This is a genomic window from Bradyrhizobium sp. AZCC 2262 (assembly GCF_036924535.1).
GTDB lineage: Bacteria > Pseudomonadota > Alphaproteobacteria > Rhizobiales > Xanthobacteraceae > Bradyrhizobium.
In genome coordinates this window covers 2,964,225-2,987,320 of sequence record NZ_JAZHRT010000001.1, presented here as the reverse complement: position 1 = coordinate 2,987,320, position 23,096 = coordinate 2,964,225, and the positions used below count along the sequence as shown (strand labels likewise).

At 63.4% G+C, this 23,096-nt stretch carries 28 protein-coding genes and 1 pseudogene; 11 read left to right on the top strand and 18 right to left on the bottom strand.

Going from position 1 to position 23,096, the window contains the following annotated elements:
* Positions 1 to 14: 14 nt before the first annotated feature.
* Positions 15 to 602 carry a hypothetical protein gene (locus tag V1283_RS13985; protein ID WP_334387060.1) on the bottom strand — a complete coding sequence of 196 codons (588 nt, stop codon included), beginning with the start codon at positions 600 to 602 and terminating at the stop codon, positions 15 to 17.
* A 4-nt stretch (positions 603 to 606) separates the two neighbouring features.
* Positions 607 to 1,590: a DUF6880 family protein gene (locus tag V1283_RS13980; protein WP_334387059.1), complete on the bottom strand. Its 984-nt coding sequence runs from the start codon at positions 1,588 to 1,590 to the stop codon at positions 607 to 609.
* A gap of 7 nt (positions 1,591 to 1,597) precedes the next feature.
* On the opposite strand from V1283_RS13980, the gene V1283_RS13975 reads away from it, so the two are divergent.
* Both V1283_RS13975 and V1283_RS13970 read left to right on the top strand, forming a co-directional pair.
* Entirely contained in the window at positions 1,598 to 1,951 is a 354-nt protein-coding gene (locus V1283_RS13975; protein ID WP_334387058.1) for a hypothetical protein, read from the top strand.
* Between the two features lie 132 nt (positions 1,952 to 2,083).
* Entirely contained in the window at positions 2,084 to 2,332 is a 249-nt protein-coding gene (locus V1283_RS13970; protein ID WP_334387057.1) for a hypothetical protein, read from the top strand.
* 33 nt (positions 2,333 to 2,365) lie between these two features.
* Here V1283_RS13970 and ilvD read toward each other — a convergent pair whose 3' ends face one another.
* From ilvD to V1283_RS13925, 9 genes and pseudogenes are all read right to left on the bottom strand, one after another.
* Complete coding sequence (gene ilvD, locus V1283_RS13965) at positions 2,366 to 4,087, bottom strand: dihydroxy-acid dehydratase (protein ID WP_334387056.1); 1,722 nt, start codon at positions 4,085 to 4,087, stop codon at positions 2,366 to 2,368.
* Between the two features lie 79 nt (positions 4,088 to 4,166).
* The gene (locus tag V1283_RS13960; RefSeq protein ID WP_334387055.1) at positions 4,167 to 4,517 is read right to left on the bottom strand and encodes a Lin0512 family protein; all 351 of its coding nucleotides are present in this window, start codon (positions 4,515 to 4,517) and stop codon (positions 4,167 to 4,169) included.
* An 80-nt stretch (positions 4,518 to 4,597) separates the two neighbouring features.
* The gene (locus V1283_RS13955; protein ID WP_334387054.1) at positions 4,598 to 5,395 is read right to left on the bottom strand and encodes a site-2 protease family protein; all 798 of its coding nucleotides are present in this window, start codon (positions 5,393 to 5,395) and stop codon (positions 4,598 to 4,600) included.
* Positions 5,392 to 6,309: a DUF2167 domain-containing protein gene (locus V1283_RS13950; protein ID WP_334393052.1), complete on the bottom strand. Its 918-nt coding sequence runs from the start codon at positions 6,307 to 6,309 to the stop codon at positions 5,392 to 5,394. The genes V1283_RS13955 and V1283_RS13950 overlap by 4 nt, the downstream gene beginning before the upstream one ends.
* A 333-nt stretch (positions 6,310 to 6,642) precedes the next feature.
* On the bottom strand, positions 6,643 to 6,918 hold the full coding sequence (locus tag V1283_RS13945; RefSeq protein ID WP_334387053.1) for a hypothetical protein: 276 nt from the start codon (positions 6,916 to 6,918) through the stop codon (positions 6,643 to 6,645).
* A 76-nt stretch (positions 6,919 to 6,994) separates the two neighbouring features.
* On the bottom strand, positions 6,995 to 7,744 hold the full coding sequence (locus tag V1283_RS13940; RefSeq protein WP_334393051.1) for a DUF899 domain-containing protein: 750 nt from the start codon (positions 7,742 to 7,744) through the stop codon (positions 6,995 to 6,997).
* An 84-nt stretch (positions 7,745 to 7,828) separates the two neighbouring features.
* A pseudogene (locus V1283_RS13935) lies at positions 7,829 to 8,347 on the bottom strand (SRPBCC family protein); the annotation flags it as partial.
* 11 nt (positions 8,348 to 8,358) lie between these two features.
* Positions 8,359 to 8,715, bottom strand: a complete 357-nt coding sequence (locus V1283_RS13930; RefSeq protein WP_334387052.1) for an ArsR/SmtB family transcription factor — start codon at positions 8,713 to 8,715, stop codon at positions 8,359 to 8,361.
* Between the two features lie 76 nt (positions 8,716 to 8,791).
* Positions 8,792 to 9,871: an adenylate/guanylate cyclase domain-containing protein gene (locus tag V1283_RS13925; protein WP_334387051.1), complete on the bottom strand. Its 1,080-nt coding sequence runs from the start codon at positions 9,869 to 9,871 to the stop codon at positions 8,792 to 8,794.
* 104 nt (positions 9,872 to 9,975) lie between these two features.
* On the opposite strand from V1283_RS13925, the gene V1283_RS13920 reads away from it, so the two are divergent.
* Positions 9,976 to 10,431 (top strand): SRPBCC family protein, encoded by a 456-nt coding sequence (locus V1283_RS13920; protein ID WP_334387050.1) that lies wholly within the window; start codon positions 9,976 to 9,978, stop codon positions 10,429 to 10,431.
* 35 nt (positions 10,432 to 10,466) lie between these two features.
* Here V1283_RS13920 and V1283_RS13915 read toward each other — a convergent pair whose 3' ends face one another.
* Both V1283_RS13915 and V1283_RS13910 read right to left on the bottom strand, forming a co-directional pair.
* Positions 10,467 to 11,159 carry a GNAT family N-acetyltransferase gene (locus V1283_RS13915; RefSeq protein ID WP_334387049.1) on the bottom strand — a complete coding sequence of 231 codons (693 nt, stop codon included), beginning with the start codon at positions 11,157 to 11,159 and terminating at the stop codon, positions 10,467 to 10,469.
* A gap of 75 nt (positions 11,160 to 11,234) precedes the next feature.
* Positions 11,235 to 11,768: a MarR family winged helix-turn-helix transcriptional regulator gene (locus V1283_RS13910; protein ID WP_334387048.1), complete on the bottom strand. Its 534-nt coding sequence runs from the start codon at positions 11,766 to 11,768 to the stop codon at positions 11,235 to 11,237.
* Positions 11,769 to 12,075: 307 nt separating this feature from the next.
* Between V1283_RS13910 and V1283_RS13905 the strand changes: the two genes are divergently transcribed.
* From V1283_RS13905 to V1283_RS13890, 4 genes are all read left to right on the top strand, one after another.
* The gene (locus V1283_RS13905; RefSeq protein WP_334387047.1) at positions 12,076 to 12,771 is read left to right on the top strand and encodes a VOC family protein; all 696 of its coding nucleotides are present in this window, start codon (positions 12,076 to 12,078) and stop codon (positions 12,769 to 12,771) included.
* A gap of 92 nt (positions 12,772 to 12,863) precedes the next feature.
* Positions 12,864 to 13,265, top strand: a complete 402-nt coding sequence (locus V1283_RS13900) for a cupin domain-containing protein (RefSeq protein ID WP_334393050.1) — start codon at positions 12,864 to 12,866, stop codon at positions 13,263 to 13,265.
* Between the two features lie 34 nt (positions 13,266 to 13,299).
* Positions 13,300 to 14,001 (top strand): cytochrome c biogenesis CcdA family protein, encoded by a 702-nt coding sequence (locus tag V1283_RS13895; protein WP_334387046.1) that lies wholly within the window; start codon positions 13,300 to 13,302, stop codon positions 13,999 to 14,001.
* 2 nt (positions 14,002 to 14,003) lie between these two features.
* Positions 14,004 to 14,984: a thioredoxin family protein gene (locus V1283_RS13890; protein WP_334387045.1), complete on the top strand. Its 981-nt coding sequence runs from the start codon at positions 14,004 to 14,006 to the stop codon at positions 14,982 to 14,984.
* Between the two features lie 46 nt (positions 14,985 to 15,030).
* Here the strand turns inward: V1283_RS13890 and V1283_RS13885 are convergent, their stop codons facing one another.
* From V1283_RS13885 to V1283_RS13870, 4 genes are all read right to left on the bottom strand, one after another.
* Complete coding sequence (locus V1283_RS13885; RefSeq protein WP_334387044.1) at positions 15,031 to 15,801, bottom strand: SDR family oxidoreductase; 771 nt, start codon at positions 15,799 to 15,801, stop codon at positions 15,031 to 15,033.
* 30 nt (positions 15,802 to 15,831) lie between these two features.
* The gene (locus V1283_RS13880; protein ID WP_334387043.1) at positions 15,832 to 16,806 is read right to left on the bottom strand and encodes a zinc-binding alcohol dehydrogenase family protein; all 975 of its coding nucleotides are present in this window, start codon (positions 16,804 to 16,806) and stop codon (positions 15,832 to 15,834) included.
* 62 nt (positions 16,807 to 16,868) lie between these two features.
* A complete protein-coding gene (locus V1283_RS13875; RefSeq protein ID WP_334387042.1) occupies positions 16,869 to 17,723 on the bottom strand; it encodes an alpha/beta fold hydrolase in 855 nt (284 codons plus the stop codon).
* A 47-nt stretch (positions 17,724 to 17,770) separates the two neighbouring features.
* The gene (locus V1283_RS13870) at positions 17,771 to 18,481 is read right to left on the bottom strand and encodes an alpha/beta fold hydrolase (protein ID WP_334387041.1); all 711 of its coding nucleotides are present in this window, start codon (positions 18,479 to 18,481) and stop codon (positions 17,771 to 17,773) included.
* A gap of 166 nt (positions 18,482 to 18,647) precedes the next feature.
* Between V1283_RS13870 and V1283_RS13865 the strand changes: the two genes are divergently transcribed.
* Positions 18,648 to 19,271, top strand: a complete 624-nt coding sequence (locus V1283_RS13865) for a CGNR zinc finger domain-containing protein (protein ID WP_334387040.1) — start codon at positions 18,648 to 18,650, stop codon at positions 19,269 to 19,271.
* Between the two features lie 45 nt (positions 19,272 to 19,316).
* Here V1283_RS13865 and V1283_RS13860 read toward each other — a convergent pair whose 3' ends face one another.
* Positions 19,317 to 20,528, bottom strand: coding sequence for an MFS transporter (locus V1283_RS13860; protein ID WP_334387039.1), 1,212 nt, complete (start codon positions 20,526 to 20,528; stop codon positions 19,317 to 19,319).
* Positions 20,529 to 21,606: 1,078 nt separating this feature from the next.
* Between V1283_RS13860 and V1283_RS13855 the strand changes: the two genes are divergently transcribed.
* Genes V1283_RS13855 through V1283_RS13845 form a run of 3 tightly spaced genes read left to right on the top strand, consistent with a single transcriptional unit; the run spans position 21,607 to position 23,054 of the window.
* The gene (locus V1283_RS13855; RefSeq protein ID WP_334387038.1) at positions 21,607 to 22,041 is read left to right on the top strand and encodes an antitoxin Xre-like helix-turn-helix domain-containing protein; all 435 of its coding nucleotides are present in this window, start codon (positions 21,607 to 21,609) and stop codon (positions 22,039 to 22,041) included.
* On the top strand, positions 22,038 to 22,523 hold the full coding sequence (locus tag V1283_RS13850) for an RES family NAD+ phosphorylase (protein WP_334387037.1): 486 nt from the start codon (positions 22,038 to 22,040) through the stop codon (positions 22,521 to 22,523). Before V1283_RS13855 ends, V1283_RS13850 begins: the two co-directional genes overlap by 4 nt.
* A gap of 33 nt (positions 22,524 to 22,556) precedes the next feature.
* Positions 22,557 to 23,054 (top strand): peptide deformylase, encoded by a 498-nt coding sequence (locus tag V1283_RS13845; RefSeq protein ID WP_334387036.1) that lies wholly within the window; start codon positions 22,557 to 22,559, stop codon positions 23,052 to 23,054.
* The last annotated feature ends 42 nt before the right edge of the window (positions 23,055 to 23,096 follow it).

Here is a 23,096-nt window from a genome sequence, read left to right as displayed (position 1 = left end):
ATGGTTTGATCATTCTATCCCGGCTCTACAGCCGGCAAATCCAGTGCAGACCGCAATCGCCCGGTACCTCGCCGATAGAGCATCGCGTGCTGGGCCGGCGTCAAAAGATCGGCGCGTGGCGCGAAGCCGTCGACTACCTTGTTGAACGCGGTCGCGCCGCAACCCGGAACGAGGCAATCGCGTTTTCCCTTCGGACATTGGTTGAACGAGCAGAGTCTGCCCAGATAGGCGTCGTTCGCCGGATCGAACATGAAGATATCGAGCTGATGGGGGACAACACTGGTGTCGGCACCCGACGTAAATGCCTTGCTCAAAGCACGATTGGCGGCCCGATGTATTTCACGAAGACGTTGCTGCGATTCGATCCAGAGCGCCAGATCGAGATCGCGGCATTCATGCCACACCTCGATGCCCTCACGGCGGAAATCGCTGAAACGCGGAACCTCCTTCCATAGCGCCTTTGCAACCGAGCCTATCACGGCCACCGCATGAACCTCCGGAAACGCCATCCACGCATCCGCCACGATGTCCGCGGCCACGCGAAACCGGCGCTGTTGAGCCAGAAGATATTTGTTCTGTTGCTCGATCTTCGCGCGCCGCATCGGTTCAACTCAGCAGCTTCATGAAGTTCCGCTTCTGCCGATGGCGCTCCTTCAGCGTCGCGACGTAAGCCGCCTGCTCGGTCGCGCTTTGCAAGGCAGCCATCCGGGCGATGAGCTTTGCCGCCTCTCCATAGGCGTGATTGCCACCCGTGCTAACGAACTGGTTGACGCGCTCAGCGTAGACTTCGAGCGCTTCGCGCGGATACGCGGCCTTGCTCGCGTTGGCGAGAGCCAATTTTGCTCCGAACGATACCTTGTGCTTGTGCGCAGCGGCCCACGCCGCATCCAACATCTTTTCTTCGGTCAGGATGCAGACGAGAAGATCGGCGAGCGTGTACCAGCCAGCGCGCTCCTTGCCGGCTGACCGCGTCTCAAGGATTCCAATGATACGCTCGAGCGCGATCTTGCCGCCAAGCTTGCGCAATTGCTTGTACAATTCAAGGCTGGGCGCCTTCTCGAAAGCCCGCCACAACAGCGCTTCCGCGTCCGCCTTCCGGCCGGATTTCGAGAGCAGGGTGACGGTGAACGACACGAGCCGCTCGTCGGGTTGACCGTCCTCGAACACCCACAAGCCTTCCTCGGCCCGGCGCAGCGCTTCGTCCATGCGGCCCTGCGATTGACAGAATTGCGCCAGTTCCAGACAGCGCCAGGCGGAGGACAGGTCGCGGGCGCGTAACGCGATCCGTGTCTCGACATCGCCGGCGCGCTCGGCAAAGAAGTCGAGGATTGCTTTCAGCCGCTCGTGGTCGGCGGAGAATCCATCGTCGTGCGCCCGCCCTCTCCCGCTGCGCTTGGGCAGTTTCTCCCAAGCCTTCAGGGCGAGGCGGTTGTATTCGGCGAGGCCCTGATCCCCGAGCACATCGGCGTAAAGTTGCGCGGCGTCTGCGAACGTATCGTAGTCTCCGTCCACCTCGCGGGCAAAAAAGGTTGCGGGCGAGTGGCATGGGATCGGGTCGCGCGGACTCAGCCGCGGCAAGATGGATGTCACGCGCGCGATGCAAAAGCCCACCGCAATGGCCGTCGGAATCGTCGATGCTGTCGATGGCCCGCTCGATGCTGTCGATCGCATATTCCGCAAGCTCCAGCGCGAGGCCAGCGCGGGTTCCCGACGCAAGATCGACGATGGCGTCGAGCGAGGCTTCCACGTTCGCCGCCCAGTCCGGCGCTTCGCTATATTCGATATAGTCCCGCGTCCGCGTCGCCGAATCGATTGCCTTGCGCAGGCGCTTCCGCACCGTCGCATCATCGGCGTTCACGACTGTTGCCGCCACATCGAGCCTGCGGAACAAAGCCGGATTCTGTTCGGCCAGTTCCACGATCATTTCGACGAGCGCATCGACGCTTTTTAGTTTCAGATGGTCACGAATACGCGACAGCGCGCCGTCCGCCGCCTCCGCATCGGCGCCCGCGGCGTTAACCGCCAGCGCCACAGCAACCATGTGCTTGCATACCCCCCAATCCCCGAAAGCGGGGCAAGAACAATGCCCGCCGATGCTGCCGCCTCGCCCCGTAAGCTGGGTACGGTAATCCTCCGTGCCTGCGACTTGCGCCAGCACGCGCTCCGGTTCGATGGTGAGAATCTGCACTTGACCGTCGCGATGGTAAGCCTCGCCGCGCCCGAACACCTTGTCGCCCGCGCGGCCTCGCAACGCATCGGTATCGAATCGGGGCTGTTCCTTCGCTTTCATATGCGCGGTCGCAGTAGTGGCAAGGTCTCGGCCCAGGATTAGGTCGGTTCAATTCTAGCGTATGCTAGGCCTGCTTCAAAGCACACACCCATAGTGCGCCGACGAGACTAATCGGATGTACTTGTCGTGCACCGAACCGGGCCGTACCTCGGCAACAGAAGCCGGTGCGCGCCAGTCGGCCATGCGGCGGGCGATCTCTTCTGCCGGCACTTCGAGAGTCACGGTGCGGGCGCCTGGATCGATGACAATGGTATCGCCGTCGCGCACCGCGGCGATCGGGCCGCCGCGCGCGGCTTCCGGCGAGACGTGGCCGATCAGGATGCCGTGCGAGACGCCGGAGAAACGGCCGTCGGTGATCAAAGCTACATCTTCGCCGAGGCCCCGCCCCTGCAACTGGATCGTCAGCATCACCATTTCGGGCATGCCGGGCCCGCCGACCGGGCCGACATTGCGCACCACGATGACATTGCCCGCCACGATCTCGCCGGCGCGGATCGCGGCCATCGTATCAGCTTCGGACTCGAACACGCGCACGATGCCGCGGAATTGACCCTTCTCAAGGGCCTTGCCTGACAGTTTGAGCAGGCAGCTCTCCGGCGCGAGGTTGCCCTTCAGAACGCTGATGTGGTTGTTCGCCGGCGCGATTGGTTTCGACACCGGGAAAACAATCTCCTGCGGCGACATCTGCTCCAGCGTCGGAACGTCGGCGAGATTTTCCGCCAAGGTCCTGCCGGTCACCGTCATGACGTCGCCATTCAGAAGGCCCGCGCGGAGCAATTCTTTCATCACAATCGGCACGCCGCCGATCGCATGCAGGCTGCCCATCGCGAACGGGCCATGCGGCTGCAGGTTGGCCAGCAGCGGGACGCGCTCGCCGACCTGCTGGATGCGTTCGATCGTGATCGGCACCTGCGCCTCGCGCGCCACCGCCAGCAAATGCAGATACATGTTGGTCGAACCGCCCATGGCGTAGACGGTGGTGATCGCGTTCTCGAACGCCCGCTCGGTCATGATGTCGCGCGGCCGGATGCCGGCCTCCATCAGCCGGTACAAGGCATCGACCGAGGCGCGGGCCTGGGCGCGGACGTCGGCATGGACGTCGCTGCCGGCGTCGTAATCGGCGGGATGCGAAGCGCCGCGCGGCAGCATCATGCCGATCGATTCCGCGATCGTGCTCATGGTGTTGGCCGTGAACATCGCGCCGCAGGTGCCGCTGCCGGGCATCACGTTGCGCTCGACTTCCAGCAGCTCCTCGCCGGAAAGTCGGCCGGACTCGTTGGCGGCGCGGGCCTCGGCGTAATCGAGGATCGTGATGTTGTTGCCCTTGCTGGCCCATGCGCCGAACGAGACGCGGCCCGGTGTGCTGGTGCCGGGATAGAGCACAAGCCCGAAGGCATTGGTACGCGCGAGCGGCATCAGCGCGGCCGCGCCGGTCTTGTCGCAGCCGGAAATCACGATCATCGCATCGCCATGATGGGCATAGTGGCCGATCTCAAAACAGTCGGCGACGACGTCGCGCGACGCGAGGCTGTAGCCCGCCGTTGGCGTGCCCTGCGTCAGGGCATCCGACACCGCCGGCGCGCCGACGATCAGCCCCTGCCCGCCGCGCTCCGCCAGGATCTCCACCAGGAGATCGGTGATAGCGCGCACACGATTGTTGCAACGATGGGCATTGGTGTAGGCGCTGGCGATCGTCACCACCGCACTGGTCTGCGCGGCGCGGTCCGGATCGAATCCGGCGGCGCGTAGTTCAACCCGTGAGCGCTTCCAATAGGTGCTGCTGTCTTGCGTCGTCATGGGGTGCTCCAGGTCTTCTGGTTGATCGCGGACCAGGCGTCCGGCCTGATTGGCACGAACCGAATTTAGCCGGTCTTGTTTAGCCGGTCTTGCCGTCGTCAAAACTCACGATCACGGCGGCGTTCGCGATGATGATGGAATCGCTTCCGCTCTCGGCCGGTACTTCCAGCCCGCCCTTGACCGCCGTCACGTTCACGGTGCCATACGGCAGCTCCTTGGCAACTGCCGCCGTGTCGACCCCGCTCGGGTCCGGCACGGCGATCGTGACATCGACGAACATGTCGTTGGCGGTCTTGCCCAGCATCCGGAAGAAACCGAGGCTCGAGTGGCGGATGGCGTCGGAGACGGCGCGCTTGGCGGCCTTGGTGGCATCGCGCCCGTGAACGTCGACGCCCATGCCCATTTCGGTAATACAGCGCACGCGTGCCATCGGGCTTCCTCTTGTTGTTTATGCGTTGAATAATGTTCGGCAAAGGCCTGCATTCTCAATCGTCGCTTGCGGCGGCCGCGTCAAGTCACGGCAGACATGCGAATGCATCTGTCGGCGCGCCGGCAACGCGCTCGAAGCTTTTGGGGCATTCGCTGGACGGGCCGCGCGAACCGGCTCAGCATCTCGTGGACATCGTATGTCATGACCGCAAGCAACGCCGCCAGCGCTAGATAGGCGGCGCCGTACTCAAGCTTGGTCTGCAGCGGAACGCCATAATAAGCGACGTTCTCAGGCGCCTTGGGATCGTACCGCCACGCCTTCATTAGCTGCGGGGCGGCGAGGATCGCGACGATCACAAGCATCGGGCTCGGGCGATACAACACCAACGCGAGCAGGACGGGTACGCCAAGGAACCAGATCCGTGGGCTCAGCGCAGCCGTCACCCGGCCGCCGTCAAGTGGCGAGATCGGGAGCAGATTGAACAAATTGAGGAACAGGCCGGAATAGGCGATCGCCAGCAGCAGGCCGCTATCTTCCGACCTCGCCCACAGATACACCGCGAGCGCGGCGGCCGTTCCGACCACCGGGCCCGCAATCGCCACATAGGCTTCGGTCTCGACATCGACCGGCTGGTCCTTCAGCGCGATCCACGCGCCCACAAACGGAATGAAGGCAGGCGCCCCTACATCGAGGCCGCGCTGCCGCGCGGCGACGTAGTGCCCCATCTCGTGGGCGAACAGCAGCGCGATGAAGCCCGCAGCATAACGCCAGCCCCATATCGTGGCGTAGACCACCAGCGATAGCAGCATGCTTCCGCCGCTGGTTGCGAGCTTGCCCCATTTGAGGCCGGAGACGAGCAGAAGAAAAAGTGCCTTCATGCCGGGCCGTCGGCCGCATCGCTGCGCCGCTTGCGACGGAAAAAGTTTAGCACGCCGGCGCCCAGCACCCCCAGGCCGATGAGGATGATCTTGGCGAATTTGAGCACAAACGCGGCCGCGACCGCAAACAGACCGAGCTTCTTGGCCGCAACGCCGCCGACCAGCGCCATCAGACCATATTCCGCGATGCGATCGGTGGAGGCGCTGAAGTCCTCGTAGCGCTTGCCGGCATTGTAGGCGAGATCGCCGAGCAGCCCATGGGCCACCGACTTGTCGCTGGCGATGCGTTCCGAGTTCGACAGCAGATTAAGGCTGAAATAACCGTCCCGCCCCAACGCGTAGGTATTGTAATTGATGCTCTTCGCGGCGTTGTCTGGCTCGTCCTTGTCCTTGGCGAGCAGCGACCAGACCAGGCGATGGGTCGCGGCATCGTAATTCGGCGGCTGCACCCACCCGATCACCTGCATCTCGGGAAATCCACGCGCGACGCGGTCCTTGTTGCTCTCCTCGACCCCGTCCTTCAGATTCTTCAGGAGGTCGTCGGCGTTCCAGTTCTTGGCATCATCATCCTTGATGTAGCCCTCCTTGATGTGCCGGATCACCACGATCCATCCGTCATTCGGCCCCGTGCCGACGACAAGGCCGACGAGGCTTGTACCGTTGACGACATTGCCGAGCGCCCGCAGGACGCGGGCGCCTTCGGCCTGCGGCACGAAGAAATGACCGGCCGGAAGCTTCAGCGCGGCCTGGTCGATCAGGGAAACATCCTTGGGTCCGGCGGCGCCTGCCACGCTGGCGGCCTGCCAGGCGGCAGCCAATTCCGCCGTTCGCGAGGCTTCGCTCGGAGGAGAGGCCTGAGCAAATGCCGGCAGCGACCCAAGCACGACAAACAACGCGACGACGGCGGAAATCATCTTTTGCACCGAACTCTCCTGGAATATTGCCTTTGATGGATCGGATGACACCAACAACTGCAAATAGCAATACTGAACGACGTATCGCTCAGCTTACCCGGAAAAAATGGCCGCGAACTGGATGAAGTGCCCTACGCTACGCCGGGCAGCCATACCGCCAATGCGAAGCGGGCTGCGAGCGATGCTGTTTGATCCCGCATCGTCCTGCTTAAACCAGAGCTTTGTGTAATCTCATTGAATGGCAAAATTTTGGGAGGGCCGGGATCACTCCCGCGCCATCGCGTCGTGCCGTTCACCCCGGCGGGAGCTTGTCGAAATTTCGGCGCGAACTTGTCAGGACTGACGGCCTCGACCTCGCCGGCCGGAGATCAGCCTCAGCCAGGGCGGCAGATGAAAGGCGCTCATCAGCAAGTACATCGGGACCATCCCGGTCAGTGGTGACGTGCTTGCGATCGAACACAGCGGCGATCCGCCACCAAGCACGGCCGTCAGCAGCGCCATGATCGCAAACGTCGGCGCGGCTGCGAGATAGAGCCAATCAGCCGCGCCTGTCGCTGCGGCGCTGCCGCTTTCACAACGGATCGCGCCGCCGGTACCAGCCTCGCTCATGTCGTATCTCCCGCAGTTGCATGCCCGAGGGCCGCTCGCGCGCTGGCCGTAACGCCTGCGCGCGAGCAGGTCTCGCTCACGGCTTCGCACCCGCCTGCTTGTTGCGGAACGCGGCCTCTCCGGCGTCCGACACTTCGACCCACCTCTTGTCGGGTGCTGCGCCTTCGACGTAGCTGTCGTGCCAGTTCCACCACTTGTAGGTTTGGGTCTGCGGATAGCCTTCGGGAGAATCCTCCCACTCCTCCTGGCGCCCGAGCGGCGTGATGTCGAGGTAATTCCAGGTGCCCCCCATCTGCTCGTCGCCGCGATTGTTGATGAAATAGGTACGGTAGATTTTGTCGCCGTCGCGGAAGAACACGTTGGTGCCGTGCCATTCGCCGACGTCGAAGTCGGCGTCGAAGCTGTCCGTGACGGTGTACCAGGGGATCATCTCCCACCCCATGCGCGCTTTCAGGCGCGCGATGTCCGCCTGCGGCGCGCGCGAGACAAATACGAGCGTGGTGTCACGCGCGTTCAGATGCGCGAGATGAGCGACCTGGTCGGCCACCATCGAGCAGCCGCGGCAGGCATGGTCGGGCCAGCCGAACACGCCGGGCTCGTAGAAGGCGCGGTAGACGATCAGCTGATGGCGGCCTTCGAACAGGTCGCGCAAGCTTGCCTTGCCCTTCGGGGTGTCGAACTCGTAGTTCTTTTCCACCGCCAGCCACGGCATCCGCCGGCGCTCGGCAGCCATGGCGTCACGGGCGTGCGTCAAGGCCTTCTCCTTCATCAGCAATTTCTGGCGCGCAGCTTCCCATTCCTGCGCTGAAACGACGTTGGTCTGCATAGCTAACCTCCTGTTTGTTGGGATGCTTGTTGCCTTGTTGGGACGGTTGTTGCGCGTGCGTCGACCATTCAGGCCGGCAGCCGCGCGGTCGTATTCCTGCTGCAGGCGGGCCCAGCCATCCCAGAATGGCGCCGGTTCCTTGTCGCTGGCGCGGGCGAGCAGGATATCGAGGTGCATGTGCCAGCCGGCGCTGACCTTGAGCATGGTCGAGCGATCGGGCAACCGCCGATGGGTCACAGTGAGCAGCACGCCCGAGCCCTTCGGCTCAAGTTCGAACGTCACGTCGCCGCTGTTGTTCCAGGCGATCGAAAGCTTGCGGAGCGGATCGAGTTCGGTGATCCGGCTCTGCATCCGGTGCTCTTCGGGAAAACCTGCCGGCCGCTTGCTCGGGGGATCGTTGAGCTCGTCGTTGCGCCAGACGAACTCGAAGGGCGCGCCGACCTTCATCTCCATCGCGCCCGCCGCCAGCCACTTGCTGCGCAGGTCGCTGTCGGTGAGATAGGCCCAGATGCGTTCGATCGGGCCGGGCAGAAGCCTTTGGATCTTGAGCGTGGTCGGCTCGATCAACTCACCATAAGCATCGGGCTTTGTCGTTGCATTCATTGTCTACTCCTTCACCTGCTTTGCTTTTGCTTTGCTTTCGCCTCGTCCTCTGCACGCAACAAGGCTTCCAGCTTGTCGAGCTTCGCGCTCCAGAAACGCTCGTAACGGCGGAGCCACGCATCGGCATCCGCGAGACGCGCCGCTTCGAGACGGCACAGATGGGTGCGGCCGCGGATCGTGCGCTTCACCAGGCCGGCACTCTCCAGCACCCGCACATGTTTCGACGCGCCGGCGAAGCTCATGTGGAATGGCGTCGCCAGTTCCCCGATCGTGAGCTCGCGCTCGGCCAGATGACCAAGCATCGCCCGGCGCGTTGGGTCCGCGAGCGCGTGAAAGACAGCATCGAGATGTGCCGAATTCTCAACCATGTGGTTTAGTATAGGCGCTGAGCGCCGATAGTCAACCGATCGGTTTAACGTTTTCGTGATGGGGTTCCGCGCCGTTCTAGTTGTCCGTGTAGACGGCGCAGGGAGATGCGATGCCGCGCAGCGCATGCATTCCCAGCGGGATCAGTGTCGTGCTGGTCTCGGTAGCGACCGCGCCGGAGATGAGAACGGTTCGGCCGAGCGGCCGGCAGAGCCCTTCGAGCCGGCTGACCAAATTCACCGCAGGACCGATCGCGGTGAAATCCAGCCGGTCGGCCGCGCCGACATTGCCCCACAGAATTTCGCCAAGGTGCAACGCCACGCCGAACGACAGCGGCGGCAGCCCCTGCTCTCGCCGCGTCGTATCGAGATGCGCCATGCCGGCTTTCGCGGAAGCCACCGCGCGCAGCGCAGCGTCGCTGGCGTCGCGCGGCTTCTCGCCGACCGGAAAGATCGCGAGCACGCCGTCGCCGATGAATTTCAGCACCTCGCCGCCAAAGGCGTGGACGGCGCCGCCGATGCAGTCAAACCAGCCGCCGAGTGCGGCGATGACGGCGACGGGAGGCTCGGCCTCGGACAGCGCGGTGAAACTGCGCAGATCGGCATAGAGCAGCACCGCCCGGATGGTCTCGCCGACTTCGCGCCGCAGCGGCCCCGCCAGCACGCGCGCGGCGCTGCGCCGGCCGAGATAAGCCTCGAGCGCGGCCGACAGCGTCGCCCGCGCCGAGAGTGCCGCAAGCGGCGCCGCGGCGAAGCGGGCGGCCTCGCGCAATCGATTGGCTTCCGTTTCCGTGAACCGGCGCGGCCCGATCCAGCCGAGCACCGGCCCGCCTTCGCTCCCGCCAACGGCGTCTTCATGCACCGCACCATCAGCGAGCCCCGCCAACCAGCTCCGCCCCGCATCGCCGGACGAACTGCCCGCGCCGGCAAATCCCGCCGGAGCAAAGCCCACCGCCTCGATCACCTCCCCGTTCCCGGCCCGCCATAGCCAGGTGCGGCGGGCGATGATCGGGTGCGGCACGGCGAGCGTCAGCGCGCCGCCGGCGAGCGGCACGCTGTCCGCGATCAAGCGCGTGCCGAGTTCGGCAAGGAACCGTTCGGCGCCCGGCGAGGCGCTGGCCGCATCGACCAGCCATGTCAGCGTCGAGCTCAGTTGCATGCGCCGATCATGCGACAGCGATGTTGCATTGTCACCCACGGCACCTAACTTAAGCACTCGCAGGTTGCATCAGCCCGTCCCGCCAACAACCCACGAGGTTTTCGATGACTGAATCGTTTGTGCTCCAGCGCGAGACCCACATCGCCGCACCGCGCGCCAGCGTGTTCGCCTTCCTGACCGACCCTGAGAAGATCGTGCAATGGATGGGCAGCGAGGCCGTGACGGAGACGCATCCGGGCGGCCTGTACCTCCTGAAAGGCGTCGGCAGTGCAACGGGGCGCGGCACGTTCCGCGAGGTCGTGCCGGTGCATCGCCTCGCCTACAGCTTTGGCTGGGACGGCAACGAGGAAGTACCGCCGGGATCGGGCCTGATCGAGATCGACCTGATCGAGCAGGATGGCGGCACGCTGTTGCGCATGACCCACAGCGGCCTGCCTACCGAGGCAACGCGCGACAGCCATAACACAGGCTGGGCGCACTATCTCGACAGGTTGACCAAGGTAGCCGCCGGCCAGGACCCCGGACCGGACCGGGGGCCGAGGGGCACACGCAATGCCTGAGGATGATATCGGTCAGGTCGTGCATCGCGGAGCCATCATTCCTCTTTCTTCAATACGGTCACGTGGAGGCGGCGCCGGATTTCCATCCCCTGCCGCCGGTAGAGCGCAATCGCCGAGTGGTTGTTGGTGAACACGTGCAGGAAGGGAATTTCGCCGCGCGACACGATCTGCCGGGAGACGGCGGATAGCAGCATCTGCCCGTAGCCGCGGCCGCGATGGGATGGATGCACGCAGACGGCTGTCATCTCGGTGTATTGAGCGGGCTTCATCCGCTCGCCGGCCATCGCCACAAGCTGCCCATCGACGCGGATGCCGAGAAAGGTGCCGAGTTCGTGGGTCCGCGCGCTGAACGGTCCCGGCTTGGTGAGCGTCGTCAGTTCGATCATGGCTGGAACGTCGTCGACACCGAGGGTGACGATGTCGACGCCGTTGGCCGGCGTTTCGACCGGCGTCCCGATCAATTGCTCACCGGTATCCGCCAGCACGACCTTGAATTCGGTAGGCGGATTCACGGGATCCGGCGTGAACAGCACGGCGATGTCCTGCGGCGACATCAGCGCGCCGAGCGCTGCAAAGCTTTCGGACGACATGTCCGCCGTCGCGGCGAAGGGGGTGATCTCCGTCGGAAAACGCCGCGCGCGGACATCGCCTTCAGCCAACGCCTGCTGTGTGGTCGTCAGCGCGGTCCAGATCGGATAATCGAGCGGATGGCTGGGGCTGTCGGACATTGGCTACTGCTTTCATTCTCACTCAATTGCACGCGCCGCCGGACTTCTATTGTATCGAAGCGCTGGTCGAGAACATCACGCTTGCTCCGCCGTCGCCTTGATCAGATTGTCGCGCAGCGTAACGACGGTTTCCTGCAGCCGCGCGAACTCGTCCGGTTTGAGCCCGGTCGAGGACACCAGGTTCATGTGCATGCCTTTCTCGCGCAGCTGCCGGCCAGTTTCCGTAAGGCTGATGCGCACCTGCCGTTCGTCCGCGGGATTGCGCTCACGGCGTAGATAGCCCATCGCCTCGAGCTTTTTCAGGATCGGCGTCAGCGTGTTGGACTCGAGGAACATCTTTTCGCCAAGCTCGCTCACCGTCTGGCCGTCCTGCTCCCACAACGCCACGATCGCGATCCATTGCGGATAGGTCAGGCCGAGATCCTCAAGGCCTTTCCGGTAGGCCCGGCCGAAGGCCAGGTTGGCCGAGTAGATCGCAAAACACAGGAAATCGCCAAGGCGCCGCTCCCCGGTGGCTGGCTTCGGTTTCTGATTGCCCCTTGAACTGTCTCTGGAATTGTCCCTGGAACCGGTAGTTGAAGCGGATTTGGGACCTTCATTCGGTCTCATTGGCGCGTCCTTTCCGACACGAACATGTGAAGTCTCGCATCCATATATATCGTATCCGATTAAATCGGAAGGGTTGACTTCAGGGCGCGCTGGCGCTTTATATCACGTATTCGATTATATCGTATGCGATCTAATTACCATCGGTGAGGAGATCTGGCGATTTCAGACATTCGTTCGCGCCGCGGAAGAGTGTCTGCCAAACAGCAGGTATTCGCGCGGTGATCGAAGCAATCTAGGTCTGCTTCCGTCACGAGAACCACGGCGCGCCCGGAATATCCTGGCCACCGCAACATCAAAGGAGAGAACCATGTCCGACCTCAATGAACGCACCCACCCCACTTCCGCCGAAGGCAAGGCCGCGCCGGCCGTCGACCTGAAGCTCGAAATCGTCGTCATCCCGGTCTCCGACGTCGACCGCGCCAAGCAGTTTTACGCCAAGCTCGGCTGGCGGCTCGACGCCGATTTCGCCGGCCCCGACGATTACCGCGTGATCCAGTTCACCCCGCCCGGCTCCAACACTTCGGTGATCTTCGGCAAGAACGTCACCCGGGCTGCACCCGGCTCCGCACAGGGCTTGTACCTGGTCGTCTCCGACATCGAAGCTGCCCGCAACGCGTTGCTCAGCCGTGGCGTTACGATCAGTGAAGCGTTTCACGCCGGCGGCGACGTGCACGTTGGTCCGGACGAGCCGTATCTGTTTGGACGGGTCCGGCTGAGCGGCCCGGATCCCGAGCGCGGCAGCTATCGTTCATATGCCTCGTTCAGCGATCCCGACGGCAATGGCTGGCTGCTGCAGGAAGTGACCACGCGGTTGCCCGGACGCGTGGCCGCTGACAGCACGACGTTTACCTCGTCGTCCGACCTCGCCGCCGCGTTCCGCCGCGCGGCCGCCGCTCATGGCGAGCACGAGAAGCGCAACGGCGGCCAGCACGATGCGAACTGGCCGGACTGGTACGCCGATTACATCGTCAAGGAACAGGCCGGCGAGCCGCTGCCGTTATGAGGCGACCCAACTCTCCGATGCGGGCTCAGCCGTGCCGGTCGAGCCCGCGAGTTGGATGAAGTTCTCAAACTAAGGGACTCAACATGAGCAAGCTGAACAAGATGCAAATCATCGCAATGGCGGCGCTTGTCGCCGGAGCCGTTTTGGTGCCGCCTGGCGTGCAGGCGCAGCAGAGCGGCGTCACGCGAACCGACCTGCAGCGGCACGACCTCAGCGCGCCCGGACGCGAGGCCATCCAGGTGCGCGTCGACCTCGCGCCGGGCGTGGCGTTTGGCAAGCACACCCATCCCGGCGAAGAGATCATCTATGTCCTGGAGGGCTCGCTCGAATATCAGGTCGGTGACAAGCCGCCTGTCACGCTGAAGGCCGGCGACGTCCTCTTCATTCCCGCCAACACGCCCCACTCGGCCAGGAATCCCGGCAGCGTCACCGGCAGTGAGCTCGCCACCTACATCGTCGAAAAAGGCAAGCCGCTCCTCACGCTGGTGAAGTGACGGCTGTGGCCCGGACCGATGAGGATAGCCTGACATGATCGAGATCGCCCTGGCGTTTGCCGCCGGTTTGCTGACGGCGGCCGCGCCATGCATCCTGCCGCTGCTTCCAGTCATGCTGGGCGCCTCCATCGGCCAGCAAGACCGGTGGCGGCCGCTCTTCCTCGTCGCCGGCTCCATCATGGCGTTTTCCGGCTTCGCTATCCTGTTCGGCTCGTTCTCAACTGTGCTCGGATTGTCGCACGACACGCTGCGGAAAGTGTCCGTCGTCCTGCTCGGCAGTTTTGGCACCCTGCTGCTGTGGCCGCGGCCTTACGAATGGCTGATGGTGCGGTTGAGCGGTCTGCTCTCTTTCGCCGCCGCGATCGCGCCGCGCGCGGGATCAGGCCATATCGGCAGCCTCGTTCTTGGACTAACGCTCGGCGTGCTCTGGACACCCTGCGCCGGGCCGGTGCTCGGCTCCATTCTCACGCTGATCGCCACGTCTGAAAACCTGACACGCGCCGCGCTGCTGCTCGTCACATACGCGATCGGCGCCGGCATGCCGATCCTGCTAATCGCCTATGGCGGACAATACGCGACCACCCAGGTGCGCAGCTTCACGCCCTATACCCCTGCCTTGCAACGAACTTTTGGTGCGGCGGTGCTGCTCGCCGCCCTCGCCTTCTACACGCAATACGACACGGTCGTAGCGGTGTGGCTCTCGGATTTTTATCCGAATCTTCAACTGGGATTATGACAATGCGCAAGCTTCTCGGCCTGATCGTCCTCGTTATCGTTGTCATTCTCGCCATCGCGCAGTTTGGCCCATCTGCGCTGCTCAGCGAAGAAACGACGCGGCAGGACGCCCGGCCCGTGCAAGAGTTTTCCGGGATTTCCGCCTGGTTGAATTCGCCGCCGCTGACGATGGAAAGCCTCCACGGCAAGGTCGTTCTGGTGCAGTTCTGGACCTATTCCTGCATCAACTGCCTGCGCACGCTGCCCTACATCACCAAGTGGCACGAGCAATACAAGGACAAAGGCCTCGTCGTGGTCGGCGTGCACACGCCCGAATTCGCCTTCGAGAAGGAGCGCGCCAATCTCGAGACCGCGATCAAGCGGCTGGGCATCCATTATCCGGTCGCGCAGGACAATCAGTACCGCACCTGGCGCGCCTTCGGAAATCAGTACTGGCCCGCCGCATATCTGATCGACCGGTCCGGTACCGTCGTCGCAACGCAGTTCGGCGAAGGCGGCTACCAGCAGATGGAAAACGCCATCGCGCGCATCGTCGGCGAGCGCGCACCCATCGCGCAAACGAGCGATCCGGATCTGAGCGCCGTCGCAACGCCCGAGATGTATCTTGGTTCGGAGAAGAACGATGGCGCCATCGTGGATCAGCAGATCGCCACGTCAGGCGAACGGCCCTACGCGCTGCCGGACAGCGTGCCACAGAACAGGTTCGCACTCTCCGGCCGCTGGGACGTGACCGGAGACCGTGCCACCTCGTCGGCGGACGGCGACGAAATCGTGCTTCGTTTCAACGCCCCCAAGGTCAATCTCGTGGCCGGCAGCGTTTCCCCGCAGACATTGTCCATGATCGTCGACGGCGTACAGCAGCCGCCGGTCGTCGTCGATGGAAGCAGGCTTTATTCCCTCTACAGCGGAGCCGGTGGCGAGCACGAGTTGCGCCTGCGCGTGCCCAAGGCGGGCCTCAGCACCTACAGTTTTACGTTCGGCTGAATGCGATCGAGCGACGCAATCCTGAGCCGCCGCCGGCGCGCTTTCGTCAGATCGATTTCACCTCACCGCCATCCATGCGAAGTGTCGAACCGGTCATCCAGCGCGCGCCAGGCGAAACCAGGAACGCCATCAACTCCGCGATTTCTTCCGGCTCGCCATACCTGATAATGCCGGCTTCTTTCGGGAAGTTGGCCGTCGCCTCCTCCACCGTCATGTTGTGCAGCGGCGCCCAATGCTGGAGGTAGGAGCGGCGGCGGCCCGTCATGACAGGACCAGGCAGGACGCTGTTCACCTGCACGCCATCGGCGATGCCGCGATCGGAGAACGCTTTTGCCAGCGCGACGATGGCGGCATTGATCGTTCCCACCGCCGCGTAAGGCGCTTTCGGGAACAGCGCCGAATTGCCCGACATCAGCACCACCGAACCCTTTGTCACCTTCAGCGCCGGCCACGCGGCAATCGTGAGCCGCCGCGCACCGTGCAGCTTCAGCGAGAGGCCGCCCTCCCACTGTTCGTCGGTCATCTCGAACAGGTCGATCTGCGGCACGGCGCCGGCAATATTGAGCAGCGCGTCGATGCGGTTAAATGTGGCCAGCGTGCGATCGACCACCGTCCGCGCTGCCGAAGGCTGGCTCAGATCGGCATCGATGACCAGCGCTTCTGCGCCGGCGGCCTTCACCGCCGCGGCCGTCTCATCCAGATGCGCGCGGTCCCGCGCCACCAAGACCAGCGCAGAAAAATCGCGCGCGAGGCGGATGGCCGTGGCCCGGCCAATGCCCTGGCTGGCGCCTGTGACGATCGCTACTGAGTTCGACATTTCCATTCTCCTTCATTCCAAGCGTAAGTGTCAGTCGTGAATCACAACCATTTTTCCGCGGGCCTCGTTGGCCTCCATGGCGCGATGCGCCTCGCGGATCTCGTCGAAGTGGAAGACGCGAACCGGCTTGACGTCGAGCCGGCCGGCGGCTGCGTCCTCCGCGATCTGTTGCAGCGGCACGTCAGAGAGCGGGAAGCCCGGCGTACCGAATACGAAACTGCCAAAGAAGGTCAGATAGACGCCGCTTGCCATCTGCAGCAGCGGGTTGAAATCGGGGATCGGATCGAGGCCACCCAGCCAGCCGGCCAGACAGGACCGGCCGCCGCGGCGAAGCATGGCGAGGGAGTCGAGCACGACGGAGTTGCCCACGAGGTCGAGCACCGCGTCGATCTCGTTGGCTTCGGCGATATGCTTTGAGAGGTCAGGACGCTCGATCTCGCAGCGTGCGGCGCCGAGCTTTTCCAGCATAGCGAAGCGATCGCGGCTGCGGGTCGTTGCGATCACCCGGGCTCCGGCATTGACCGCCATCTTGAGCGCAGCCTGACCGAACGAGGATGTCGCGCCGCGAATGACGAGCAACTGCCCTTTCCTGATTTCCAGATTGCGGAACAGGCAAGTCCAGGCCGTCGCGTAGGTCTCCGGGATCGCCGCGAGTTCGGCCCATGGCAGGTCGGCGTCGATCAGCGCGACGTTCGACACCGGTGCCCGGGTGTATTGGGCGTAGCTGCCATTGATGGTGCGGCCGAGACCGCCCATCAGCGCCGCCACCTTCGCACCGATCGGAAATTCGCCGCCGGGACAGGATTTCACGATGCCGACGCATTCGATGCCGCTGACCGGCGCCGCCTCGGCCCATTCGCCGCGGCGCATGTGTATTTCGGCGTGGTTGATCCCGAACGCCTTGATTTCAATCACCACGTGATCGGCCTTGGGCTCCGGCTCCGGGATGTCCTTGTAGACCAGACTGTCCAGCCCGCCGAATTTCTCGAGAATGATGGCACGCATGATGAACTCTCCATGAGTTTCGGACCTGCCTTGCGAGCGCAAGCAGGCGCGATCTGGCGATGTCAGCGGGGCAGGAAGTCGCGGATGGCCTCGGCGATCTCGGTGGCGTGGGTCTCCAGCGCGAAATGGCCGGTGTCGAAGAAGCGCACCGTTGCGTTCGGGATGTCGCGCTTGAATGCTTCCGCGCCGGGCGGCAGGAAGAACGGATCGTTCCTGCCCCACGCCGCGAGGAAGGGCGGCTTGTGGGTGCGGAAATAATTCTGGAAGGCCGGGTAGAGCGCGACGTTGCTCTTGTAGTCGCCGAACAGATCAAGCTGCACCTCATCGGCGCCGGGCCGCGAGAGATAGAAGTTGTCGAGCGAGTAGCCGTCCGGCGACACCCTCGTCGCGTCAGGAACGCCGTGCGTATATTGCCAGACCGTCGTCTCGGGCTTCAGGAAAGCGCGTAGCGCCTCGCGGTTCTTCGGCGACGCGTCTTCCCAGTAGGCGCGGATCGGCGTCCAGCCGTCGCTCAACCCCTCCTCGTAGGCATTGCCGTTCTGGGAGATGATTGCCGTGATCCGCTCCGGATGTTTTGCCGCGATCCGGAAACCGGTCGGCGCGCCATAGTCGAAGACATAGATTGCGAAGCGCTTGAGGCCGATCACCTCGGTGAAGCGGTCGATGACCTCGGCGATGTGATCGAAGGTGTAGGCGAACATACCGCGCGCCACCAAGTCGGACTGTCCGAAGCCGGGCAGATCGGGAGCCACGATATGAAAGCGATCGGCAAGATGCGGGATGAGGTCACGAAACATGTGGCCCGCGCTCGGGAAGCCGTGTAGCAGCAGCAGCGTCGGCGCGTCCTTGGGCCCTGCTTCGCGATAGAAGATCTTCCAGCCGTCGACGTCGGCGGTGCGATAGTTGATGGCAGCCATTTGGCTTTCTCCTTGGTTTGGTAACTTTCTGAATCGCTTTAAATAGGTTACGACTGCGGCGTTTGCCGCGTGGCTGCGTCACGGACGGCATCGCGAATGATTTCCACGACGACACCGGGCGCAGTGACGATCGGGGTATGATCGACCTGGTGCGATCGGACGCGCGCCTTCATTCGCGTCGCCATGAAGCGTTGGGTTTCGGGAACGATCATGCGGTCTTCCTCCGCGACGAGAAACCAGGAGGGAAGGTCCTTCCACAGCGGCCGGTCGACGGCGACGGTGATGCAGGCCGTCGAAATCGGCCGCTGAACCGCCGCCAGCAGAGTCTGCTCTTCGGCAGCGGCATGCTGCGCGAAGGCGGCAGCGAAAGCCGCCTCAGGCAGGTAGATCAACCCGTGATCGTCGGGCGCGAGCTTGGGCGCCTGCGGATGCGGCTCAGTGCGATAGAAAACGTCGGCAACCGTTTCGCCCTCGTCCGGAGCGAGAGCAGCCACGTAAACGAGTGCCCTCACCTTCTCGTTCCGTGTGGCCCCGATCACGGCCCCGGCATAGGCGTGGCCGACGAGAACGACCGGCCTCGTCACGCGCGCGAGCGTTCGTTCGAGCGCCGCGACGTCGTCGCTGAACGATGTCAGCGGCAGCGGCGCCGCCACCACCTTGATGCCCTCGGCCACGAGGGAACCGATGACCTTCGCCCAGCTCGATCCATCGGCCCATGCGCCATGGGCAAGCACAACAGTCACATCGTTCGATGACATCGCAGCTCTCCTTCGAGGACTAGAAGAATAGTAACCTTCTTAATTGTATTTTGGTGGTTACATCGGCCAAGTGTAACTTGTCAACGGCCTTTAAGGAGGTTATCTAGGGAACATGTTCACGGATGGGTGATGGGATCGGCCGCCGGCGCCCGGAACAGGAGATGAGATGGACCAACGCCCTCCCGCTATTTTTGTCGGCGACGCGCTCGGACTGGATTTCCTCAATTCAATCGCGACGCCGATAGACATGCCGATCGACTGGATCGATGACGGCGATGGCTTGCTGAACTGGCTGGAACAGGCGCAGCTAGCGCCTGCGGACGCGATCAAGCGCATTCGGGCAGAGGCGCTCCCCGGTGAACTCGACAAGGTTGCCGATCAGGCGCGGAGTCTGCGCGAGTGGTTCAGAGGCTTTGTGCGCAAGCACAAGGGGCGTCCGCTGACGGCGAAGAGTCCTGCCGAGCTTGAGCCACTGAATCGCTTGCTGGAGCGCGATGACTCCTTCAAGCGGGTCGTTCCCGGGCCGAAGGGCGAAAAGAATCCGCTTCAGCATCAGACGATCCGCCGATGGCGTACGCCGGAAGCCCTGCTCTCCCCGATCGCCGAGGCGCTGGCGCAGCTTGTCTGTACGGAAGACTTCTCAGACGTGAAGGCCTGCGAAGGACCGGCCTGCACGCTTCTCTTTGCCGATCATACGCGCGGCCGGACGCGACGGTGGTGCAGTATGGCGCTCTGCGGTAATCGCGCGAAGCAGGCGGCTCACCGACACCGGCTGAAGGAGCAGCACTAGACTGCGCATCCAGCGCGCATGAGGCACCAGGCAACACCTTCGCGCTCACGCCGGCACTGGCGCAGCCCGTGCCACCGTCATCGGCCTGAACGTCAGGATGATCAGGAACGCGCCGAGCCCCATGAGCCACGAGCCGATATAGAGCCAAGCGTAGCTGGCAAAGGTGTCGTAGATCAGGCCGCCGGCGAGCGGCCCCGTCGCCATGCCGAGGCTGCCGGCCATCGCCGTGCCGCCGATCACGGTGCCCATCATCCGCAGCGGAAAGTTTTCGCGCACCAGAACGGCGTAGAGCGGCATGGTGCCGGCATAGATGAAGCCGAACAGCGCCGCGACCGCATAGAACGCGGCGAGCTCGCGCACGAAGACATAACCGAGCGCTCCGAACGCCTGCGCCAGCAAGCCGAACACGAGCACGCGCTTGGCGCCAAAGCGGTCGCCGAGCAGGCCGAAGGCGATACGGCCGCCCATCCCGGCGAGGCCCTCCACGCTGTAGATGGTGACGGCGGCGATCATCGGGATGCCGCAACTGATGGCGTAGCTCACAGTGTGAATGATCGGGCCCGAATGCGTGGCGCAGCAGAAGAAGTTTGTCGCGATCAGGATGATGAATTGCGGCGAGCGCAGCGCCTGCGCGAGCGTCATGTCCGGTTCCGCCGGGGCATTGGACAGCGTGGACGCCCCGCTCTCGAGCGCAGGCGCGCGGCGCACCAGCAGCGAGACCGGGATCATGATCGCGGCGACGACGAGTGCCACGATCTGCATCGAGGTCCGCCAGTCATGGTTTGAGACCAGCCAGGCAGCGAGCGGCGACATGGTCATCGGCGCCATGCCCATGCCGGCTGAGACCAGCGACACGGCCAGGCTGCGATGGGTATCGAACCAGCCGGTGACGGTCGCCATCATCGGCGCGAAGATCGCAGCGGCGGCGCTGCCGACCAGCAGCCCAAAGACGAACTGAAATACGACCAGCGATGTCGCAAGGCTGGCGAGCCCCAGGCTCACTGCCAGCACGACCGATCCGGTCAACACCACCGGCAGCGGCCCAAATCGGTCGGACAAGGTGCCCCAGATCATGCTGGTGAACGCCATGGCGAGAAAGCCGATGGTCATAGCGCTGGATATGCCGGTCACCGACCAGCCGGTATCCCGCGCAATCGGCTGCAGGAACACCGGCAGCGAAAACATGCCGCCAATTGCGACGCAGCCGAGCAAGCCCCCGGCCGCAACGATTACCCAGCGATATCTAGAATTTTCCATCCCTGATCTCCACTGTAGCTCTGTCTGGGTGGAAGACGAACGGGATGGGCTGGAACCGACAGTTTGATGGCCGTGCTTGATTATTTTTTTGGAGCCCGGTCCATCACGGCCACGGTTGGCTCCTTGCGAAATAGCGCAGCGTACTGCGCCGGGCGATATCCGATTGGGCGGAATAGGCATCGCTATTCCGCCCTGCGGGTTGCTTTTCTTACGGCTTTCCGAGCCGCCCAATGCGCTCGAAACCGCTTCAAGGCGCGAAGCGTCATGGGGGCGACCACCTGAAGTGCGAGAGAAGCAGCTCCGGCTACCAGCCCCTTGACAACATCAAATACTAAATCGGGCCAAAAGTACCACATGACCCCTGTCCTTCTTCACAGGGGCACCGCCGGGCAACAGTGGGCAGAAAAACGAAATAGAAAAGCCCCGTCCGTCGCCGGCGGGGCCCAGAAAATCTCTGTACGCGGTAATCAGCGCACGCGAAACCTCATTGGTTCACCCGCTCAAGGTGGACTGGAGAATAAGTGAGGTGCACATCACAACAGCCGTGCGATTGAAACCGCGCATGGTAATTCTCCCAAAACGAAAACGAACGGCCGGTAACAGACCTTCACCCACCAAGGGGCGACCATCCACTTAACAAAACCAGACCGAACGGCTCCTGTCTGTGCGCCATTTCACAATTGGGATCATATATCAGCCGCCGAGTTGGCCGATCTCCCGCAGCAATGGCTGGGTTAGCTCGTAGGAAGGGCGCGCAATCGGCAATAGTCCGCGATATCGAAAGCGAATCCCAGTCATGTGTGCTTGCGATCTGCACGAATGGGCTCCCAGATCGTGATGTCGCGGTCCTGCTGAAGTAGTGTGGGGAGCGCTGCGTGCCATGCGCGGCGGTAGGGTCGATGCAACTGTATATTCAGGACGTCCTCATGGCTTTCCCAAGTCTCGTAGAGCATGAAACGATGCTCTGATTGTGGGTCGCGGTTCGACAGTGGAACGATATGGCTTGCGACCTGATTAAATCAGCTTGACGTCGCCTCATCTGAGGCATATATTTGCCTCAACTGATACAGAGGACTTCATGCGCTACCAGGCCGCAACCGCCGCCGAACTGCTCGGCGTCAAACCGAAGAACACCGAGACGACGCTGACGCTGGCCTACTCCGTCGAGAAGGGCCTGCCGGTCTCGGCGCTGGACAAATTCGCGGACCGTGTCAGCCCGAACGATGCCCGCCGCTTCACCTATCAGGTCGTGCCGAAGCCGACACTCGAACGCCGGCGCAAGCACAAGCAGCTCCTGACCAGCGAGGAAAGCGACCGCCTCGCGCGCGTCGCCAAGGTGTTCGCCTTCGGGATCGACGTCTTCCGTGACGAGGCCAAGGTCCGCGCTTTTCTCGAGCGGCCGCACCCGATGCTGGACGAAAAGGCGCCACTCGAAGTAGCGCTGGCGACCGGCCCCGGCGCCGACGCGGTGATCAACCTGATGGGCCGGGCGGCGTATAGCGGCGGCGTATGAGCGTTCAGAAGACCGACCGCGTCCTGACATGCTATCGCATCGGGGACCCGGACGGCGCCTTCCCGATCTATGATGTCGAAGGCGCCCGCCTCTACCCGGGCCGCTGGAATAGGCATACCAGCCCGATGATCTACACCGCGGAGCACTATTCCACCGCGCTGCTGGAAAAGCTGGTGCACACCAATCTGGTGATGCCGGCCAATCAGCACTTCATCGAGATCACGATTCCAAACGGCGTCGCGTATGAAATTTTTCAGACCGCGGCGCATCCCGGCTGGGATTCGCGGAACGAAACGATCTGCCAGACCTTCGGCCAGCAATGGTGCGAAGAGAAGCGTTCGGCGCTCCTGATCGTCCCCTCCATCCCGGCGCGGCTGGAGCGCAACCTCCTGATCAACCCGGCGCACCCCGACGCCAAGGGCATCACGCACACCCTGCCCGAGCCGGTGTGGTGGGATGAACGGCTCTACGGGCACAATTAGCACGTGGAATGCAATGGCAAAGCATGACAGATCATGACCATCCGTCCGATCGTCCGTTATCCCGACCCTCGGCTTGCGCTTCCCGCGCAGCCTGTGACCGTGTTTGACGACGCGCTGCGCGACCTTGCGGAGGATCTGCTGGAGACGATGCACGCCGCGCCGGGGATCGGGATCACCGCGCCGCATATCGGTATCTCCCTGCGGGTCGTGGTGCTTGACCTCGACGCGACCGAGGGCGCGCGGACCTATGTCAATCCGGAGATCATCTGGGTGTCGCCCGAGATGATCCTGCATCGGGAAGGCAGCGTTTCGATGCCAGGGGTCAATGACGAGGTCAGCCGTCACGCGCGGGTCCGGATCAGCTATCAGGACGTCCACGGCAACCGGCAGACCGAGGAATCGGACGGTCTGCTCGCGGTCTGCCACCAGCACGAGATCGATCAGCTCAACGGCCTGTTCTGGATCCAGCGGCTGTCCCGCCTCAAGCGCGAGCGGCTGATCAAGCGGTTTGGGAAGATGTCGCGGAGTTGAGATCAATATGACATCGACGGGATCGACCGGGCACCACGCCTG